Origin of the sequence: Vibrio sp. V30_P3S12P165, assembly GCF_009904905.1 — a bacterium.
In the GTDB taxonomy this organism is placed as follows: Bacteria; Pseudomonadota; Gammaproteobacteria; order Enterobacterales; family Vibrionaceae; genus Vibrio; species Vibrio fujianensis.
In genome coordinates, this window is sequence record NZ_WXWH01000037.1 from 36,731 (window position 1) to 55,699 (window position 18,969).

General features: G+C 42.3%; 19 protein-coding genes. 13 read left to right on the forward strand and 6 right to left on the reverse strand.

All coding sequences use genetic code 11. The annotated features are described in order from the left end of the window. The first annotated feature begins 31 nt into the window (after positions 1-31). Positions 32-1,090, forward strand: coding sequence for a GGDEF domain-containing protein (locus tag CAG57_RS08325; protein WP_161433869.1), 1,059 nt, complete (start codon positions 32-34; stop codon positions 1,088-1,090). Here the strand turns inward: CAG57_RS08325 and CAG57_RS08330 are convergent. Together CAG57_RS08330 and CAG57_RS08335 are read right to left on the reverse strand one after the other, a co-directional pair. Continuing rightward, complete coding sequence (locus tag CAG57_RS08330; protein ID WP_099612512.1) at positions 1,087-1,776, reverse strand: DUF2726 domain-containing protein; 690 nt, start codon at positions 1,774-1,776, stop codon at positions 1,087-1,089. The genes CAG57_RS08325 and CAG57_RS08330 overlap by 4 nt on opposite strands. A gap of 24 nt (positions 1,777-1,800) precedes the next feature. Continuing rightward, positions 1,801-2,772, reverse strand: coding sequence for a chemotaxis protein (locus tag CAG57_RS08335; RefSeq protein ID WP_161433871.1), 972 nt, complete (start codon positions 2,770-2,772; stop codon positions 1,801-1,803). A gap of 497 nt (positions 2,773-3,269) precedes the next feature. On the opposite strand from CAG57_RS08335, the gene CAG57_RS08340 reads away from it, so the two are divergent. The 5 genes from CAG57_RS08340 to CAG57_RS08360 all read left to right on the forward strand — a co-directional run bounded on the left by CAG57_RS08340 (position 3,270) and on the right by CAG57_RS08360 (position 8,352). Next, on the forward strand, positions 3,270-3,500 hold the full coding sequence (locus CAG57_RS08340; RefSeq protein WP_161430523.1) for a hypothetical protein: 231 nt from the start codon (positions 3,270-3,272) through the stop codon (positions 3,498-3,500). 136 nt (positions 3,501-3,636) lie between these two features. Next, the gene (locus CAG57_RS08345) at positions 3,637-5,079 is read left to right on the forward strand and encodes a TolC family protein (RefSeq protein ID WP_161426807.1); all 1,443 of its coding nucleotides are present in this window, start codon (positions 3,637-3,639) and stop codon (positions 5,077-5,079) included. Beyond that, a complete protein-coding gene (locus CAG57_RS08350; RefSeq protein WP_099612515.1) occupies positions 5,076-6,050 on the forward strand; it encodes an HlyD family secretion protein in 975 nt (324 codons plus the stop codon). The genes CAG57_RS08345 and CAG57_RS08350 overlap by 4 nt, the downstream gene beginning before the upstream one ends. A gap of 3 nt (positions 6,051-6,053) precedes the next feature. After that, the gene (locus tag CAG57_RS08355; protein WP_099612516.1) at positions 6,054-7,217 is read left to right on the forward strand and encodes an ABC transporter permease; all 1,164 of its coding nucleotides are present in this window, start codon (positions 6,054-6,056) and stop codon (positions 7,215-7,217) included. Further along, positions 7,204-8,352: an ABC transporter permease gene (locus CAG57_RS08360; protein WP_099612517.1), complete on the forward strand. Its 1,149-nt coding sequence runs from the start codon at positions 7,204-7,206 to the stop codon at positions 8,350-8,352. Before CAG57_RS08355 ends, CAG57_RS08360 begins: the two co-directional genes overlap by 14 nt. A 3-nt stretch (positions 8,353-8,355) precedes the next feature. Here CAG57_RS08360 and CAG57_RS08365 read toward each other — a convergent pair whose 3' ends face one another. Beyond that, positions 8,356-8,730, reverse strand: coding sequence for an ATP-binding protein (locus CAG57_RS08365; protein ID WP_099612664.1), 375 nt, complete (start codon positions 8,728-8,730; stop codon positions 8,356-8,358). Positions 8,731-9,003: 273 nt separating this feature from the next. Between CAG57_RS08365 and metA the strand changes: the two genes are divergently transcribed. After that, complete coding sequence (gene metA / locus CAG57_RS08370; RefSeq protein WP_099612518.1) at positions 9,004-9,945, forward strand: homoserine O-acetyltransferase MetA; 942 nt, start codon at positions 9,004-9,006, stop codon at positions 9,943-9,945. Positions 9,946-10,102: 157 nt separating this feature from the next. Beyond that, the gene (gene pilW, locus CAG57_RS08375) at positions 10,103-10,816 is read left to right on the forward strand and encodes a type IV pilus biogenesis/stability protein PilW (RefSeq protein ID WP_161427248.1); all 714 of its coding nucleotides are present in this window, start codon (positions 10,103-10,105) and stop codon (positions 10,814-10,816) included. Positions 10,817-10,818: 2 nt separating this feature from the next. On the opposite strand, the gene CAG57_RS08380 is transcribed toward pilW, so the two are convergent. After that, positions 10,819-11,043 (reverse strand): hypothetical protein, encoded by a 225-nt coding sequence (locus tag CAG57_RS08380; RefSeq protein ID WP_161427251.1) that lies wholly within the window; start codon positions 11,041-11,043, stop codon positions 10,819-10,821. Positions 11,044-11,401: 358 nt separating this feature from the next. Between CAG57_RS08380 and CAG57_RS08385 the strand changes: the two genes are divergently transcribed. Continuing rightward, entirely contained in the window at positions 11,402-11,635 is a 234-nt protein-coding gene (locus CAG57_RS08385) for a glutaredoxin family protein (protein WP_161427249.1), read from the forward strand. Between the two features lies 1 nt (position 11,636). On the opposite strand, the gene CAG57_RS08390 is transcribed toward CAG57_RS08385, so the two are convergent. Beyond that, positions 11,637-12,506: a LysR family transcriptional regulator gene (locus tag CAG57_RS08390; RefSeq protein ID WP_099612522.1), complete on the reverse strand. Its 870-nt coding sequence runs from the start codon at positions 12,504-12,506 to the stop codon at positions 11,637-11,639. A 117-nt stretch (positions 12,507-12,623) separates the two neighbouring features. Between CAG57_RS08390 and CAG57_RS08395 the strand changes: the two genes are divergently transcribed. The 4 genes from CAG57_RS08395 to CAG57_RS08410 all read left to right on the forward strand — a co-directional run bounded on the left by CAG57_RS08395 (position 12,624) and on the right by CAG57_RS08410 (position 15,734). After that, positions 12,624-13,844 (forward strand): MFS transporter, encoded by a 1,221-nt coding sequence (locus tag CAG57_RS08395; RefSeq protein ID WP_161427422.1) that lies wholly within the window; start codon positions 12,624-12,626, stop codon positions 13,842-13,844. A gap of 42 nt (positions 13,845-13,886) precedes the next feature. Beyond that, positions 13,887-14,447, forward strand: coding sequence for a DUF1415 domain-containing protein (locus tag CAG57_RS08400; RefSeq protein WP_161427423.1), 561 nt, complete (start codon positions 13,887-13,889; stop codon positions 14,445-14,447). Between the two features lie 88 nt (positions 14,448-14,535). Beyond that, positions 14,536-14,886 carry a DUF2750 domain-containing protein gene (locus CAG57_RS08405; RefSeq protein ID WP_099612525.1) on the forward strand — a complete coding sequence of 117 codons (351 nt, stop codon included), beginning with the start codon at positions 14,536-14,538 and terminating at the stop codon, positions 14,884-14,886. Positions 14,887-15,158: 272 nt separating this feature from the next. Then, positions 15,159-15,734, forward strand: a complete 576-nt coding sequence (locus CAG57_RS08410; protein WP_099612526.1) for a nucleoside triphosphate pyrophosphohydrolase family protein — start codon at positions 15,159-15,161, stop codon at positions 15,732-15,734. 153 nt (positions 15,735-15,887) lie between these two features. On the opposite strand, the gene CAG57_RS08415 is transcribed toward CAG57_RS08410, so the two are convergent. Beyond that, positions 15,888-18,962, reverse strand: coding sequence for an efflux RND transporter permease subunit (locus tag CAG57_RS08415; RefSeq protein WP_161427424.1), 3,075 nt, complete (start codon positions 18,960-18,962; stop codon positions 15,888-15,890). Positions 18,963-18,969: the final 7 nt, after the last annotated feature.

Genomic DNA, 18,969 nt, shown 5'->3' on the forward strand with positions numbered 1-18,969 from the left:
ATTAGGTAATATGCAATTGAGTCTTTAAAACATGGATGCAAAGTTATTTGGCAATTCGCATGCGTTAAGAACATCAGTTCTAACTCGGTTAAGCCTGTTTATGACGGCTATGGCTCTATTTTTTGCCATGTTCAATATTACCTATCAACAATTCTACTTTTTAGCTGGCTTAGAATTATTGTTTGCTTGCCATTCAGCCTATATCCATCAGTTGACAAAACGGAACCAACACTCTAGTCGACACATTCGGTGGTATGCCTATTTTTTAGTCACTATTATTAGCATTGCTACCTACAGCCAGCCAATGGGCAATGGTCTGTTTTTATGGAGCCTACTTTGCCCAGTCCTTTTGTATGTTTTGTTAGGCTTAAAGCAAGCACAACTCATCACCGGACTCGTTCTCACAATCCAAATACTCAATATTTTTCACCAATCATTGCATCCAACCGGTTACAACAGCGAAGTAACCTTGATCAATCTCATCGTTTGCTATTGTGGCATCTGGATTATTGCCCACAGCTATGAGTTTAACCGAAATAAAATTGAAAATACGTTAACTTATTTAGCATCAAGAGACTCTCTTACAGGAGCTCACAATCGTTTATCACTCAATGCGGCCTTTCAAAATTTTAAACATCATAAAGACAACCAATCTTCACTATGTCTTTTAATTCTTGATTTAGATTATTTCAAACAAATCAATGATGAATTTGGTCATGATGCTGGAGATAAAGTCTTGATGGATACCAGTCACTTACTCGCTAATATTGTCGGTGACAGTAATGTCTATAGAATCGGAGGCGAAGAATTTTGTATCACGCTATTTGACCATTCACTGAGTCAAGCTGAACATGTAGGTGAACGATTACGTGATATTATGGCGAACCACTTATTCTCTCATCATAACAAACGGATTCAGCTCACACTCAGTGTTGGCATCTGTGAATACCGAGAAGGTGATAACTTAAATGAATTAATAAAACTAGCAGACTTAGAACTATACCGAGCGAAACAAAATGGTCGAAATCAAGTTAGAATTTGTCAAACCTCCAAGGTTTCTTACGATTCATCCCAGATTGAGACTCTTTAATTTTCAAGATCTTTCTGATGATTTTCCACCTCTTCTAACTCATAAACTACATTGTAATTTTCAGTATAAGTGCAGTGAGGTTGACGACTACAAGTAAAAAATCTTCGCCCTTTAAATTCTCCTTGGCTGGCAACCTTTATAACCATAGGGCTACCGCAGCGTTTACAAAAGCGGATTTCTTTATCAGGTTCAATCAAATCAATATGCGCAGCAAGTAGTCGGCGCAATTTCCCCACTTGATAGCTGTATTTGATGGTGGCCCCAATCAATGGGATATTAGCTGATTGGCAAACATGTAATAAAAGTTTTTGTCTTTCTAATTTACCCTTAACTAATGGTTTACCATCGTCTAATTCAATAATAACTCTTGGCTCTAAGCTACGAGCGTCACACACAATAAAGTTAAAATAATTTTTAGCGATTCGCTGATAGGCAGCAAACTGGCTTTTTTTCTTTAACTTCTTCCCAGGGGTAACGACATTTGCCATATTTACTTTAGCTAACACAATACCATGGTCACCCACTGCTGCTCTTAATGCATGATAAAAAGTACTTTCAGAAGCATTCAGTAATGCCCCCTGCTTCTTATAAGAGTAATCTTTGTCACTTTCTTGACGAATAACGTACTTCTGAATAAAAACGAAGAAAATAACCAATAATGCAAGGATAATAAATATGTTCGTCATAGTACCTATTTGAAACCAAGATGGTTAAAAAATGCAATCATCCATCATACTGACTAACCGACCAATTTCAGGTTTAGTAATGGTATCATTCGCGCCTAATGATAATGCTTTTGCTCGGTTATCATCGCTCATTAATGACGAAAACATAATGATAGGAGTATTATTATAGGCCTCATTTTCACGTAACCGCTTGACCAAATGCATTCCATCCATTCGAGGCATTTCTACATCGGTCACCAAAGCGTTAATTAACTCACTGACCGGCAGCTTTTCTTCGTTAGCAATACGTTGAATATCCATCAACTTTTCATAAGCTTCCCCACCATCTTTACAAGCAATAACGTTATAACCAGCAGAGCTTAAGGTATCTTGGATTAAACTCCGAATAAAAGCTGAATCATCGACGACCATCACCGTTTTTGCATTACGCTTGGTCACCATTTTCTGATTAAGATCAACAGAACGATCGACTTTAACGTCATATTTTTCCATACTTAGTTCTGGATTAATGTCAGCAATGATCTTTTCAAAATCCAGAATCATGATCAATTTATTTTCTTTTCTTACTACCGCTACCACACAATCTTGTTCACCAGATTCAAGAAACTGACTTGGTGACTCAACATCATTCCAGGATATGCGGTGAATGCGGCTAATACTGTCAATCAGAAAACCATTTGTCATGCGGTTAAAATCAGTCACAATCACATACTTATTATCGACACCTTTTCGAGTTGGCACCCCCAGCCACCCGGCGAGATCCACCAAAGGGGTTAAAATATCGCGTGAAGAAAAAACACCGAGCATGTGAGGCTGAGCATTCGGGTAATCTGTGGTTTCTGGCACCCGGATCACTTCTCGAACTTTGGCCACATTAATACCGTAGTAACAAGTTTTTGTTTCACCACTAGGCAACAGTTTCTCCAAGTGGAACTCAATAATTTCGAGTTCGTTAGTGCCGCTTTCTAATAAAATAGTACTGCTTGAATTACTCATAGTGCTCACATCTTTAAGGCAAGTCGACGATATAGTTCCATCTCTTTAGTATACACCCAACTTTTCGTAAATATAATCAACCACACAATATTGACTCTCTATTTTGTTAGCTATCGCTGATATTTCAAAGACAGAGCAAAAAGTACTTTCCACACTAAGCACAAAACTTGCGTTCATGTTGGTCTGCAAAACGCACCATATAAATCCATTTCATGAAAGAACATTCATTGAAAATCATCATTTTTAACATAATGATTTAAAGGAATAAAATAAATAAAAAGGACGAAAAATACTGATAAATCTATTAACTATTTTTTGCAAATTTGCACTTCAAAACTTGCGGTTGATCACACTAAGATTTGCTTATTTTTTACCCAATCCGATTGTTACCCTATATAATCATCTAAGGCGTAAAAGTTATTACCATTCTAGACTAAATTATAATTATTAAATCATGGTAGTTAGCTCACCCTTACATTGTCAGGAGGATAGTAAAAATGGAAAAAGATGCTTTAGGTATATGCCTTTCACGAGACATGCTAAACGAGCATCTCCTTTCGACGTTTACTCATGTCCGAGCGTATGAATTAGAAGCCGAAGACAGCCAGAGTTTACGCGTCTTGCTTGCGTTCCCACAAATGTCAGGAAAGGATGTGTTGACCACAATGCAAGGGACAAAACACCTTGTATGGCGAGCCGATTTCTTATGCCCTTACCATTTCTCATAAAATGAGTAAATAAACACATTGCTGGTTCGAGTTTTCGAATCAGCAACCTGATTTTGGTCATAACAAAAAACTACTCAAGCCAGTAGAAAATCTATAGTATAGAGTATTAACTCTAAACCAAATTCTGAACGGAAAGATGAAGCCAAAATCACTCACTCTCTTGATATGCTCATTACAGGGTATTTCATCAGTATCGGCCGCCCCCATTTCCTTCCAGCAAGCTTGGGAAATTTTGCAGCAAAGTAACCATTCATTAGCCGCAGAAAGAGCCAATGTTGAACGTTATCAATATTTGCAAAATGCGTCAGGTGCTCTTGATTTGCCTAGTATTACACTAGGGGCCACCTACACTCGGCTGGATAAAGAACTTTCCGTATCAGGCAAGCAGCTGATTGAGAATACAACGGTAGATTCTTCAATGGCGTCGATAATTGCGGGGTTACTTTCTAACTCGAATATTAATCCTGCTAAGATAACCACTCATTTATCTGAACGCGATATATTTAGCTCTTCCATTAGAGCAATATGGCCCATTTTTACTGGAGGGCGAATTAATGCCGCACAGACTGCCGCTGAAGGGAAAAAAGAAGAAGCACAAAGTCAACTGGCGATGGTGACACAAGCTCGTTATGAAGATTTAGCGAAATATTACTATAGCGTGGTGTTAGCAAAAGAGGTGCTCAAAACTCGAGTGGCGGTAGAGCAAGGCCTAACCCAGCACCGAAACAATGCATTAAAACTTGAGCAACAGGGGCAAATTGCACGCGTTGAACGCTTACAAGCAGAAGCCTCGCTAGATAAAGCGATGATTGATCGTAAAAAAGCAGAAAAAGATCTCGATATCGCTCAAAGTGCACTGACTCAGATATTAAATGAAAATCAGCTTGTTGAACCGGGTGGCCCGCTTTTTATCAACCAGAGCTTACCACCACTATCCGCCTTTGTTGAACAGACGTTGTCTACCTACCCAGGCTTACAATTACTCGCGGCAAAAGAGAAGCAAGCCAGCAGTTTGATTAAAGCAGAAAAAGGTAAATACTATCCAGAGGTTTATGCCTTTGGTAACTATAGTTTACATGACGATGACTCGTTGGCTAGCCAAATGAAACCAGATTGGATGGTCGGTATCGGTGTCAGTATTCCTCTTCTTGAAAATACTGGACGAAGTGAGCAGGTAAAAGCGGCTAATAGCACGGTTTCACAAGTCCGTTTTTTACGCGCTCAAGCCAAACAAGATCTTACGGTTTTGGTTGAAAAAACCTATAAGGAAGCAGAACAAGCGCTCGAAGAAGTACAAGGCCTTGATTCTAGCTTATCCCTCGCACGGGAAAATCTAATTCTTCGGCAGTCGGCCTTTAACCAAGGTCTTGCCACCTCTTTAGATGTGGTGGATGCTGAACTCTATGTCGCTAGCATCCGTACTCAACAAGCTGTCGCCGGATTTAATTATCTCATTTCCTTGTGTAAACTCTTGGCCCTCTCTAGTGAAATGAACACATTTTCACACTATACAGAGATGGCTATCCCCCTAACAATGCAATTTACCCAAGACCTGACTTCACAAAAGGAACCATCATGAAAGCAGTGAAATTGGCTCTTCTTACTATCACTACCATCACAGCTATCACTTGGATCGGCTACCAATTTTATCAGGCCTATCAGCCTCAGCCCATGCGTATTCAGGGACAAATTGAATCGCAACAATACAGCATTTCATCAAAAGTTCCTGGGCGTATCGATCAGGTATTTGTTCGTAAGGGGGATGAAGTCAAAAAGGGACAGTTGATATTCACGCTACATAGCCCGGAAATTGAAGCGAAACTTGAACAAGCTTTAGCAGGTCAAAAAGCCGCTGGAGCTTTAGTTCAAGAAGCAGAAAAGGGATCCCGCAACCAACAAATTCATGCCGCACGTGATCAATGGTTAACGGCCAAAGCTGCCGCAGACCTTGCCCAAAAGACCTATCTACGGGTAAATAACCTCTATAAAGACGGGGTGATTTCTGAGCAGAAACGTGATGAAGCAAACACTCAATGGCAAGCGGCTAAACATACAGAAAGCGCAGCCTTTCAAATGTACGAAATGGCTAAGGAAGGAGCGCGCAAAGAAACCATTCTCGCGGCATTAGAAAAAGAGCGGATGGCAGCAGGTGCCGTTGCTGAAGTTGAAGCCTATGCAGCAGATACCCGTATAGAAAGCTGGTTTAACGGTGAAGTTTCTCAGGTACTTCTGCATGATGGAGAGTTAGCACCGCAAGGTTTTCCTGTCGTCACCGTAATTGATACACAAGATTCTTGGGCAGTATTTAATGTGCGGGAAGATCGACTACAAAACTTCGCAAAAGGGCAAACATTCAAAGCCTTTCTTCCCGCTTTAAATCAATCCATTGAGTTTAAAGTCACTCATATTGCCGCGATGGGTGATTTTGCGACTTGGCGTTCTACCGATGCCACTCAAGGTTTTGATCTACGAACCTTTGAAGTTGAAGCTCGCCCGACTCAGGCTGTAGAAGGCTTAAGAATGGGTATGACTGTCGCTGTTGAGCTCTGAGCTATGCTGCATCATCTACCTTCACAATGGCAATTATTACGCCATGATCATTGGCTACTCTCTTGCTTAACATGGGTTCCGGTATGCATCGGAGCCTTACTGTGGTGGATTTTCTCACAAGGAGTGCTACACAATTTGCCGGTGGGGGTTGTGGACTTGTCACAAAGCCAGCTCTCACGTCAACTGACTCGCTATTTAGATGCATCTTCAACCCTTGCCGTTACGCACCAATATCAAACCGTTGCGCAAGCAAAGGATGATTTAATCACTAGTCAAATTTATGCCTACGTAATCATTCCGCCGCAGTTTGATAAAAAAGTTTATCGAGGAGAACAACCCAAAGTAACCTCTTTTTATACTAGCCAATACATCTTAGTAGGACGTTTGATCAATTCAGCCATTCTTCAAGCTCAAGGAACCCTTAACGCACAAATAGAAGGGCTAAAAACCTTAGCTCATGGTAATCAAACACCGCTAAGTGCCATGGGAAGGGCTGTTCCTGTCCAAACCCAAATGACCCCCTTATTTAATAAAAACAATAATTATACCCAATTTTTAGTCTCAGCCGCCGTGCCTGCTGTATGGCAAATCTTTATTGTCGTTCTAACTATTATGATCTTAACCGCCAATTATAGAGAATATGGTCTACACCACTGGCTCGAGGATCGACCGCTACGACGTTTAACCGCAACCCTGACTCCTTATGCAATTATTTTTCTACTACAGGGCATTATTTTTCTTGTCTGTTTTTATCGATTTATGCAATGGCCAATGCACGGTAGCCTCTCTGTGATCTTTTTTGCTCAAGCGATTACCGTAATCGCCTGTATTATCATGGGCTGCTTTTTTTATTTTCTGACTCTCGATCCAGCACGAGCGATGAGCTTTGCTGGTGCGTTCACAGCACCAAGTTTTGCCTTCATGGGCGTTACTTTTCCAGCTTCAGATATGAATAGCCTTGCTTTAATTTGGCGAAACTTATTACCAATTAGTCACTATATTGAAGTACAGCTTTCACAGGTCAATTATGGGCTAACTGCCCTTCAATCGTTGCATCATTTAGTTCCAATGATCGGCTACTTTATTCCACTATGGCTCACCCTTGCCTTGATCCGTAAACATCAAAATAAAGAAACCGTATCAGGGGGTGAACATGACCTTGTTTAAACTATTGAAAGCGGAGCTTAAAGCACTACTCACGAATCCTGTCGTCATGCTAACGATGTTAGGTGGGGTTGTCTTTTATTCCTTCCTCTATCCGCTTCCCTATAGCCAACAAACACCAAGAGAGCTGCCCATCACCGTGGTGAATTTGGATAAAAGTCAAACCAGTTATCAACTTGAACGAATGGTCGACGCAACACCTCAAGTGCGTATTGTTCAGCGCGATCCTTCTATTGAGGACGCTAAACTGGCTTTTCTACATGGTGATGTCAGCGGAATTTTAGTAATTCCTGAACACTTTTATAAAGACTTACTGCTTGGGAAAAGCCCAACGCTAGCCTACGCCGGAGATGCGGCCTATTTTCTGGTCTATGGCACGATCGTTGAAGGTTTAGCGCAAGCAGGAGGAACTTTAGCTGCGAAAGTCAAAATTTCCCGCCTAATCGTCGAGGGGGAACCACTAAGTATCGCTCTCGATCATGTTTTCTCACTAAAATCAAATCAAAAACCGGCATTTAATCCTCGTATGGGATACATAGATTATGTAGTTCCAGCTGTTTTTGTACTTATTTTGCACCAAACTCTGATCATGGCTGTCGGCTTACTGGTCGGGACGCAAAAGCAAGGTAACGGATATTGGAGCCGAGTGTCACCGCTTCGCTTAATTCTCATACGTAGCCTTCTCTTTTCAGCCTGTTATTATCTATTAAGCCTATATTACTTTGGTGCAAGCTTTAGCCGTTTAGGCGTTAATACATTAGCACAACCGATTGATCTTCTTTGCTTGTTATTTCCATTTCTCCTAAGTGCCAGCTTCATTGGTATTTGGCTTGGAGCATTAACGCCAAGACGAGAGCTGGTCACGGTCATTGTTTTATTCAGCTCCTTGCCATTAGTTTTCTCGGCTGGTTTTATTTGGCCAATTGAAGCGCTTCCTAAACCTATCACATGGTTAGCGAATTTATTTCCCAGCACACCTGGGATTCAAGGTTTTTTAGCTTTGAATCAAATGGGGGCAGAATGGCGACAGATCGCTCCACAATGGACACTGCTTTGCTTACAAACCCTAGGGTGGGGGTGTCTAGCTTGGTGGCAATTTAAACGTACAGGTAAAGGATCGCTCGTGCATCGAGATTAAACGCTATTCTTGCCACTGTTTACGCATGCGAGCGACAGTGGCGGTATCCACATGATGAATATTATCAAACTGCCCTCGGCATACTTTAATCTCCAATAGAGCTTGATACTTTTGAGCTAACTGACGGTATGCATCCATCTCCCATTGGCGGACAAACGTATTCGCGACAACAACACTCTCGCCCCGTGCTAACCAATACTCCGTCTGCTGTTGACACCACGTATGAGCCTGAGATAGCGCTTCTGGGCGATAACAATAGTCACCGTGCTCATTGATAAAATACATATCGGCTTCTATGTGTATTGCCGGTAATGTTTTAGCAAGCGTTGATTTTCCTGATCCAGGAAGTCCACGAATCAAAATAAGCGATAAAGCCATCATGAATTCATCCATTTGTTTATCCAAATCACTTGGCAGTGCAAATAGTTAACCAGTTATGCCCTTCCTAGCAGGGGTATTGGCTACGTTCGTTCACCCCAATCACATCGCCTGTCTATGCTCATGGAGGTTCACGCACTTGTCGCCTACCTACAACTCCAAGTGATTGGGGTATACATTAAATTAAGACCAATATTTTACTCTCGACTTTTTCCAACAACTACGCTATAAGTCTAGAAGTATAGACGTCCACAAAAAGTCAGGGAGAATGTCGTGCCAATTAAAATTCCCGATCAACTACCAGCTACTGATGTTTTACGCAAAGAGAATATCTTTATCATGGCTGAATCTCGCGCTTCAACCCAAGAAATCCGACCGTTAAAAGTTCTTCTCTTGAACCTTATGCCGAAGAAAATCGAGACCGAAACTCAATTTTTGCGCCTATTATCTAACTCTCCGCTTCAAGTCGATATTGAGTTATTGCGGATTGATGATCGGCCCAGTAAAAATACCCCCGAAGAACATCTTAACGCTTTTTACCGTCAATTTGATAAGGTTCAACATCGTAATTTTGACGGTTTAATCATTACCGGTGCACCTTTAGGTTTAGTACAGTTTGAAGACGTTGCTTACTGGAACCATCTACAACGCATAATGGCATGGGCCAAAGAGCATGTAACCTCTACCTTATATGTTTGTTGGGCTGCTCAAGCTGCACTCAAGCTACTTTATAACCTGCCCAAACAGACTCGACCTGAAAAACTGTCTGGGGTTTATTACCACAATATCCATCAATCCTTTCATCCCCTATTACGAGGGTTTGATGATACATTCCTTGCTCCACATTCTCGCTACGCTGATTTTGATGCGGATTACCTAGCACAACAGACTGATTTAGACCTTCTCGCCACGTCTGAGATGGCGGGCGTCTACTTAGCAACAACAAAAGATAAACGCCATGTATTTGTCACTGGTCACCCCGAGTATGATGCCGACACACTCCATCAAGAATATGTGCGAGATTTAGCTGAAGGGCTACAGCCCCCTATCCCAATTAATTATTACCCTAACGACAATCCAGATAATCAGCCGAGAGCAAGTTGGCGTAGCCATGGACATTTATTATTTTCTAACTGGCTCAACTACTGCGTATATCAACAAACTCCCTACGATCTCGAACACTTTAGTGAAGATCGATTTACTAGAGACGACTAGCCTCCATCAATCGTATCCAAAGCAGCGCCTCACGCTTTGGATACACTAAGATTGCCAACTGGCTCGCATTGTTTTTCTTACGCTATTCTTGCTTGGTTCGATTTATCTATCATGGCTTATATACCAAGCTTCGGTTTGAGTCTTAAGGAGCAACGCCATGAAATACCTGTCAGCATTAACTCTATCAATAGGGCTAATGGGCTGCGTGACCATTACTGAACAAGAACAAGCGGAATCGCTCAGTACGCCAATTGAAATGGCAGAGTCACGCATCGAACTTGGACTTGGCTATTTAGAAAACGGTAGTAGGATCAAAGCTCGTCAAAATTTAGAAATCGCCCTGCAACACGCTCCTCACTACTATCGCTCGCAACTGTCTATGGCACATTACTTTGAAACCGTTGGTGAAAAAAAATCAGCGGCGCGCTTGTATCAACAAGCACTGCGCGATAACCCCCACAATGGTAACGTGCTCAATAATTACGGAACATTTTTATGCAAAGAAGGAGACTACGCAAAAGCGGATCAGTTTTTTATACGCGCAGTAGAGCAACCTTATTACTATTTGATCCCTGCGAGTTACGAAAACGCGGCATTCTGTGCCCTAAAAGCTAATGATGCGCTCAAAGCTAAACAATATTTTAAACGCGCCTTGGAACACGATCCCACGCGAATGAATTCGCTACTCCAATTGGCTAAGCTACAAATGGATGACAACGAATTTAACTCGGCACGTATCCATTTAATGCAGCTACATCAACGATATGGCTATCAAAAAGCATCATTACAATTATTAATTGAATTAGAACAGCGAGCAGGAAATCATGCACTAGAGAAAAAGTATCAAACGTTGCTCGATAATCTCTCTTAATGTTATTTTTTGATGTTAGTCGGTCGACCATTTTTGCCACCTTTACGGTCACGATAATGGACACGACGTTGACGCTTGACGCTTTTGGCTCGTTGAATCTTTAGGTATTCTCGATAGCCAATTCGGATAAATAGGGCCAAACCAATCAATAACAATAGGCTAAAAATTGCGATGAAAGGCTTACAAAGCCACTCAGGCTGACAGGGTAGATAGAAATCAAAATCCATATTGCCCCCTTGCTTCATATTGACCATGAAAATACTCTAATGACTTTATCGGCTTAATTCATTTTAGCTTGAGGACTTCTTCATTAGAGCGACATTAATGGCTTAATTACCTGTTATTTAACACTAGGTTTTGTTGACCCCAGTGTACAGGGAAATAACTTCAAAATCTGCTTGTTACGATGCTTTTGACAGAAAAAGAGCTAATGCATAATCCACCTGATGGCCTGTAACTGAGTTTATTAATGTGCTCGGCTAAAAATAATCAAACCCTAGCGAAAAGAGAAAAACGATTCACCGCCGATTGCATCACTACGGTTCAAACGCTAAACTCGCTCTCTTTCTGTCATTGAGCTTGATTATGAAACGTATTGTCCTTTATGTGAAAGATAAATGCCCTCACTGTAAAAGTGCCCAGCAATATTTAGATACAAAAGGGATAAAATATCGCTTATGTAATGCGAAAATGGAACGTGGTCGAAAAGAACTGGACGCCTTAGGTGCTCGCAGCGTTCCGGTGCTGAAAATTGCCGATCGGTTGATGATAGGGTGGAACGCCAGTAACTTTGAACGTATCTACCACAGCAAAGGCTAAGTTAAACATACTGTTTGACGAACTCGATAAAGGTTCTATCCGCATTAGAGAGATAAGCATCTTTACGCCATGCCAGCGCAAGATCGAGCCACAACGGAGGATGAAAAGGAACCGCCCTGACTTCAGGTTCATTATCTGTCACTAATTCAAGCAAGGCGGTAATCGCATATTCATGCTTAACAATGCTAAGAATCATGGGTAATAGATTGGTTTCAAAAGAAATATTCGCTGTATGCTGATATTTTTTACAGATATGATCAATAAATTCACGATGAAAATATCCCGGTTTAAACATCACTAATTCATGCGAAAAAAATTGCTGAAAATCAATCACACTCTGTTCTGCCAACTCATGCTTAGAACCCACCACTGCGACCATTTGGGAAGAAAGTAACGGATCAACCTCCAAATCATCCGGCACATCCTGATTTAAAATCACCCCAATATCCAACTCACCAGACAATAACATTTTCCGAATCGATTGAGTTCCCGCATCAATCACCGTCATCTTCAGTTGTGGAAAATGGCTTTTAAACGCCATAACAATTTGCGGGAAAAAATAGCTACCCATCATACTGGGAGCGCCAAGACGAACCTCTCCTTTCACCAAACCTTTTAGCTCATCAATGGCAAGTTGAGCATCTTTGATTTGCCTATCAATTCGCTTGGCATGTTCCAGTAAAACTTGCCCTTCATGAGTTAACGTAATTTTACGATCATCGCGCTTGAAGAGGCTCACCCCAAGTTGCTGCTCAAATTTCTTAATTGAAATACTCAGTGCTGGCTGCGCGATATGTAACTGCTGCGCGGCATAAGTAAAATTTTGCCACTTAGCCACAGCTAAAAAATGTTTTAGATGACGAGTTTCCATTAACCATTAACCATTAACCAAATATATTACAACGATAATTTTAATATATTTTATTAATTAAAAGAAGACTGTTACTTTGATCACATCAACCACTACACTCCACTTGGGTAAGTCTCTATGATTGAACTACACAGCCCACAATATCAGCAAGTCACCTTCGCTTTAGCATTTGGGTCTTTTTTAGTTTTCTGTAATTTATACCTTTTTCAGCCGATGCTACCCTATTTAGCGCACCATTTTATGGTTTCTGAGACTCAGATTAATTGGTTATTCGCCGCATCGACGCTGGCTCTCTCAATCAGTTTAGTCCCTTGGGCCATTGGCTCCGAATCTATTGGACGCCGCCAAGTCATGTTATTTGGGCTATTTGCTATGCCATTGATTGGATTGCTGATGTTGATCAGCGATCACTTATGGGTTTTGGTCTTAACCCGAGCACTAATGGGAATTGCATTAGCGGCATTTGCTTCGGTTGCGGTAGCTTATATGGTAGAAGAACTCTCCCCCCAAGCCTTTAATAAAGCGATTGGTGGCTACATTGCCGCAAACTCTCTGGGCGGGATCTGCGGACGCATTGCCGGAGGGCTACTCACCGATGCATTAGGTTGGCAAACAGCCGTCATCACCATGGCGCTCTTTACGTTATGTGGCGCGGTACTTGTTTTTATCCTTCTTCCTAAACAGCAACATTTCACGCCTCAAAGAGGGATGTTTTTTCATCATAATAAAGCCATGATTCGGCATTTAACCAATCGAACGCTTTGGCTAGCCATGCTGATTGGTGCCACCAATTTCGCACTGTTTGTAAATCTGTACTCAGTCATGGGTTTTCGCTTAGTTGCAGAACCTTACGCACTTCCTATTGGCTTAGCTTCTTTCATTTTCCTCTGTTATTTAGCTGGCACGCTCAGCTCTAAATTAACCAGCCATTGGACGCAACGGTTTGACGCCGTCATCGGTATGGCTCTGGGAGGCATATTGAGCATGCTTGGCATGTGGCTGGCTAACATTGAATCGATTCTATTTATGCTTTTAGGGTTAATTTTGATTAGTTTTGGGGCCTTTTTTACTCATACGCTCGCCTATGCTTGGGTTAGTCAAAAAGCTCCCCAAGCAAAAGCGACCGCGACAGCTTTGTATCTCGTCCACTACTATGTGGGGGGCAGTTTAGGTGGTTTCTATCTGCTCTATTGCTGGCAACATGGGGGTTGGAAAATGGTGACACTTGGCGGCTCAATTATCTACGGTGTACTCTTTAGCTTATGTTGGACACTCAGCCATCAGCATACCCGCTCACAAGAAATACCGCCTTCTTCAACTTATAAATCCGTCCATTAACATGCTAGAATCACACTCCAGACAAATAATAAACGCAGCCCAATGAACTCAACGACCAACCAACAAACTATCACTCAAAAAGTTAATCAATGGCTGAACGATGTCGTGATCGGGCTAAACCTTTGCCCTTTCGCAGCCAAACCACAACGCAATAAGCAAATCAAAATTCACGTCAGCCAAGCGCAAAGCGAAGAAGCTCTTTTGCAAGATATTTTGGATCAACTCCTTGAGCTCGATACCAAAGACCCCGAAGAGTTAGAAACGACGTTGGTAGTTGTTCCTCACTTACTGGCCGATTTTACGGACTACAACTTTTACATTGATTGGATTGAAGCACTGATCCGCCAACAAGATTGGGAAGGTATTTTCCAAGTTGCCACCTTTCACCCAGACTACTGTTTTGCCGGTACGCAACCTAACGATGACGAGAACCTCACCAACCGTTCGCCTTATCCTATTTTTCACCTGATTCGTGAAGAAAGTCTAGAAAAAGTCCTCAAGCATTATCCAAACCCGGAGTTGATTCCTGAGATTAATATTGAGCGGGTTTCCCAACTCACCGATCAGCAGCGTAAAGCACTTTTTCCCTTTCTATTTCGCTAAAATATCAACGGTAATCAGCATAAAACTTAATGGGATTTGACCCTTGAAAATGCTACCCTAGCCGCGTCATTCTTAGTGAGAGAATAAAATGAGCAAATTAACGGCAGATGTGCAAGCTAACCTAGATCTTTTCATCAATCAATCGCAAGAAAATCAATTGGTTTGGGGGCTACGTAACGAAGAAGGCTGGCTCTCTTGTGAATCAACCGAATTCGAAGACAGCGAAGTGATGCCTTTCTGGTCGAGTAAAGAAGATGCACAATTGCATAATGTAGAAGAATGGGCCGATTTTGAAGTATTAGAAATTCCGCTCGATATTTTTGTTGAAGATTGGTTGATCACTTTAGCCGAAGATGGTGTTCTCATCGGTACGAACTGGAATGCGAATCTTGAAGGAAAAGAGATCGAGCCGGCAGAGCTAGCTAAGCTTTACCTATAAACTAACTAAGCTTTACCGGTCAAAAAACAGCCCCAAACGCGCCTAAACTTTTATCCGACCATTCTTTTGTGTTCTAGTTACCACTTAGGAATGGCAGATACAGCGACTTGCGCTACTGATGACCTTTTCATACCTACGCCGCTCAATACTCTTTATCTAGCATTGAGCGGATTGTCTTATCGATTCAAGGTCATCACTATGCTTGCTGATGTCTCTCGTCCATAAAGCAAGCCCGTTAGCGTATTTTTTATTTTTATAATATGGATCAGAACATGTACTTATCTAAGCTGACTCAAGAGATTTATCACCACCTTTATCACGATATTCATGAATTTCGTAGTACGTTTGACCTGCCAGTGGCCGACCCCGCTAGCTTAGATGCACAAGCCGATACGTTACATACCTCGTTAGCGATTGAAGAACTAACAGAACTTGCCGAAGCGGATAATAAAGTCGAGCAAGCCGATGCTATTGTCGATAGCATCTATGTCTTAATGGGGCGTCTCGTCCACCTTGGTCATACGCAGATAAATGATAATATTGCCATTAGTTATCTGATTGATTTACTGCTCAATGTTGCGGCGAACCGTGGCATCAATTTTCTTCCTTGTTGGGATGAAGTTCATAGTTCAAATATGAGCAAAGTCTGCCGTAATGAACAAGAATTTGCCGATACAGTTGAATTCTATGCCAAACAAGGCATTAAACTGATGGCCGTCCCAAAGGGCGACTATATTATTGCCAAATGTGCTGAAGATGTGGTGATGGAAGGGAAAACTATTCGCCAAGGTAAAGTACTTAAATCGGTTTATTACCGCCCAGCCGATCTCGTCTCGCTCACCCAATAACTACAAACATACTCTTCGCCTTTAACCACAACATATCCCAACAAGATGGTAGATTACCGCTTGGGATTTTATAGCGATGCTCCTCTCGCTCATTATACAAAAATGGCCGCATCAAAATGAAGCGGCCATCGTATTGACTCAAGTGAGCCGTTGTTAGTCTTGTACGACTAAACGCTCACCGTGCTGATTGATATCTTTTGCCAATAATAGATACATTGCAGGCACAACAAACAAGGTAAATAGAGTACCGATGGTCATGCCACTGGCAATTACCAGCCCCATGGCATAACGAGAGCCTGCTCCCGCACCGGTGGCAATAAGCAGCGGAATCATCGCAAGTACTGTTGCGGCCGTGGTCATTAGAATCGGTCGCAAACGAATCGCCGTCGCTTGTTCGACCGCCTCTCGCTTACTTCGACCTTCCAACTGCAGCTGATTGGCAAATTCAACAATCAAAATACCGTGTTTAGCAATCAGCCCCACGAGAGTTAACAGCCCCACCTGAGTATATATATTGATACTCGTGAACCCTAGACTGATAAAAATCAATGCTCCACACACGCTCATTGGCACGGTGACCATGATAATAATGGCGTTTTTAAATGATTCAAACTGCGCCGCTAAAATCAAGAAAATCACGATCAGAGCAAAAAAGAAGGTAACAACAAGCTGCTGGCCTTCACTTTTATACTGCCGTGATTGCCCAGCATAATCGACACTAAATCCAGCAGGTAGCACTTCAGCAGATATACTATCGAGGATACCCAACGCTTCTCCCAGAGGTACGCCAGGACGAGGAACACCAGAGATTTTTACTGCATTGAGTTGTTGAAATCCTCGTAGCGCTTGCGGCTGCACCGATTCGGTTAAGGTCACTAACGCCGATAGTGGTACTAATTCACCCTGTTTATTTCGCGTGTAATAGTTAGTCAGTTGATCCGGATTCAAACGTTCTTTACGCTCTATTTGTGGAATGACTCGGTAAGAACGATTATCGAGTGAGAAGCGTCCGGTATCAGCACCTGACAATAAACTGCCTAAATCGGCTGCAATTTGCTGCATGGAAACGCCCATTAAGGCCGCTTTTTCACGATCAACCTCAACCGTTTGTCGCGGACGATTAATTTTTAAATCACTATCGACAAAAATAAACCGCCCACTGGCCATTGCTCGACCTAGAATTTCTTGGACAACTTCTTGTAGCGCTTCAAAAGGCTGAGTAGAGCCAATAATAAATTCAACGGGAGTACCTCCACCAGGAGAAGGCAATGAAGGTGGCACTAATGCAAAACTATTGAGTGCTGGTTGTTGAGCAAGGAATGGTTGAATATCCTTCTCTAACACCGTATGAGTATCTCGTTCCCTTCTTTCCCACGGGGCTAAGACGATCCCAGCAATCGCGGTATTGGTTCCCCCCATCCCATTAATGATAAAGACATTTTCTATCTCCTCAACGTGATCAACTAACTGGTTTAGCTCTCCGGTTGCTTGACTCAACGCATCCAACGTGTGGTAGCTGTCACTTTCTAAAATCGAAAAGATAAACCCTTGATCTTCGGCGGGCTCTAATTCCGAGGAGCTGGTGACAAATAAGAAATAACAAGAAACAAGCACAATTGCACCAAAGGTGAGTATGACACTCTTACTGTCAAGCAAACTATGCAATGTGCGTTGATAAGCGTGGTGAAGACGATCAAACTGTTTATCCAGCCATTGCTCTAACGACTTCTCTTTTTCATGATTGGTATCGTGAGGCTTGAGAATATAGGCACACATAACCGGAGACAATGTTAAAGCAACAATTCCAGATAAAATGACCGATGCCGCTAAAGTAAAGGCAAACTCAACAAACAAAACTCCCGTTAGGCCTCCGACAAAACCTATCGGTAAGAATACCGCTACCAACGTGGTCGACATAGTAATGATTGGCCACGCAAGTTCACGTGCCCCCTGAATGGCCGCTTCTTTACGACTCTTCCCTTCTTCAATGTGGCGATGGATATTTTCCAGCATAATAATGGCATCGTCCACGACGACGCCAATCGCCAGTACCATAGCAAGTAATGTCAGTAGGTTAATGGAAAAACCCAGTAGCCACATGAGGAAAAAGGTACCGACTAAGGAAACCGGAATCGCAACGGCCGGAATAATCACTGAGCGAATCGAGCCGAGGAAGGCATAAATGACCAACACTACGATAGCAAGCGCCAAAACAATGGAGATCACAACCTCATCAATCGCATTTTCAATATACTCAGTGGAATCGTAAGCGATATAGGCAGACAAACCTTGTGGGAGCTGTGGAATAATATCTCGGTCCCACACTTGACGAACTAATTCAATAACATCTAAAGCGTTTGCGTCAGGAGACACCTCCACCCCAATGAACGTTGCCGCTAACCCATTGAAACTGACCGAACTTTCATAACTTTCTGCGCCAAGTTCAACATCAGCCACATCTTCTAAGCGGATAACACTTTGTCCATCACTGCCAACAACTAATTTTTTAAATCCTTCGGCATCGCGTAAATCAGTCGCTGCCGTCAAGTCAATGGCGACCATTTGACCTTTGGTTCGCCCGAGTGCGGCTAGCACATTATTATTATTTAGTGCTGCAGCAACATCACTTCCGGTCAATCCATATGCCGCCATTTTGACCGAATCTAACCAGATACGCATTGCAAAGGTGCGTGCCCCAAGAATTTCAGCTCGCTGAACCCCGGGTAATGTCGATAATTGCGGCTCGACCACTCGGACTAAGTAGTCAGTGATTTGGTTATCCCCCAGCACTTGTGAATAGAAGGATAAGTACATCGCAGCAACACTCTCACCGACTTGCAAAGTAACAACCGGCTCACGAGCATTTTCTGGTAGCTCAGAACGAACTTTATTCACCTGAGCGGCAATTTGCGTCAACGCTTCATTCGGATCATAGTCGAGCCGTAAGTACGCTTCAATGGTACTATTGCCCGCCACAGAAGTGGAAACGAGGTAATCAATCCCTTCGGCAGCAGCAATTTCACGTTCTAACGGCGTGGTTATAAACCCTTGAATTAAGTCTGCGTCAGCACCAACATAAGTAGTACTAACGCTGATCACCGCATTTTGGATCTCAGGAAATTGGCGGACATTCATATCCATAATGGCACGTAGGCCCAAAAGAATGATGAATAAACTCACCACCGAAGACAGGATCGGTTTTTGAATAAACTTATCAGTAAAACGCATGAAGACT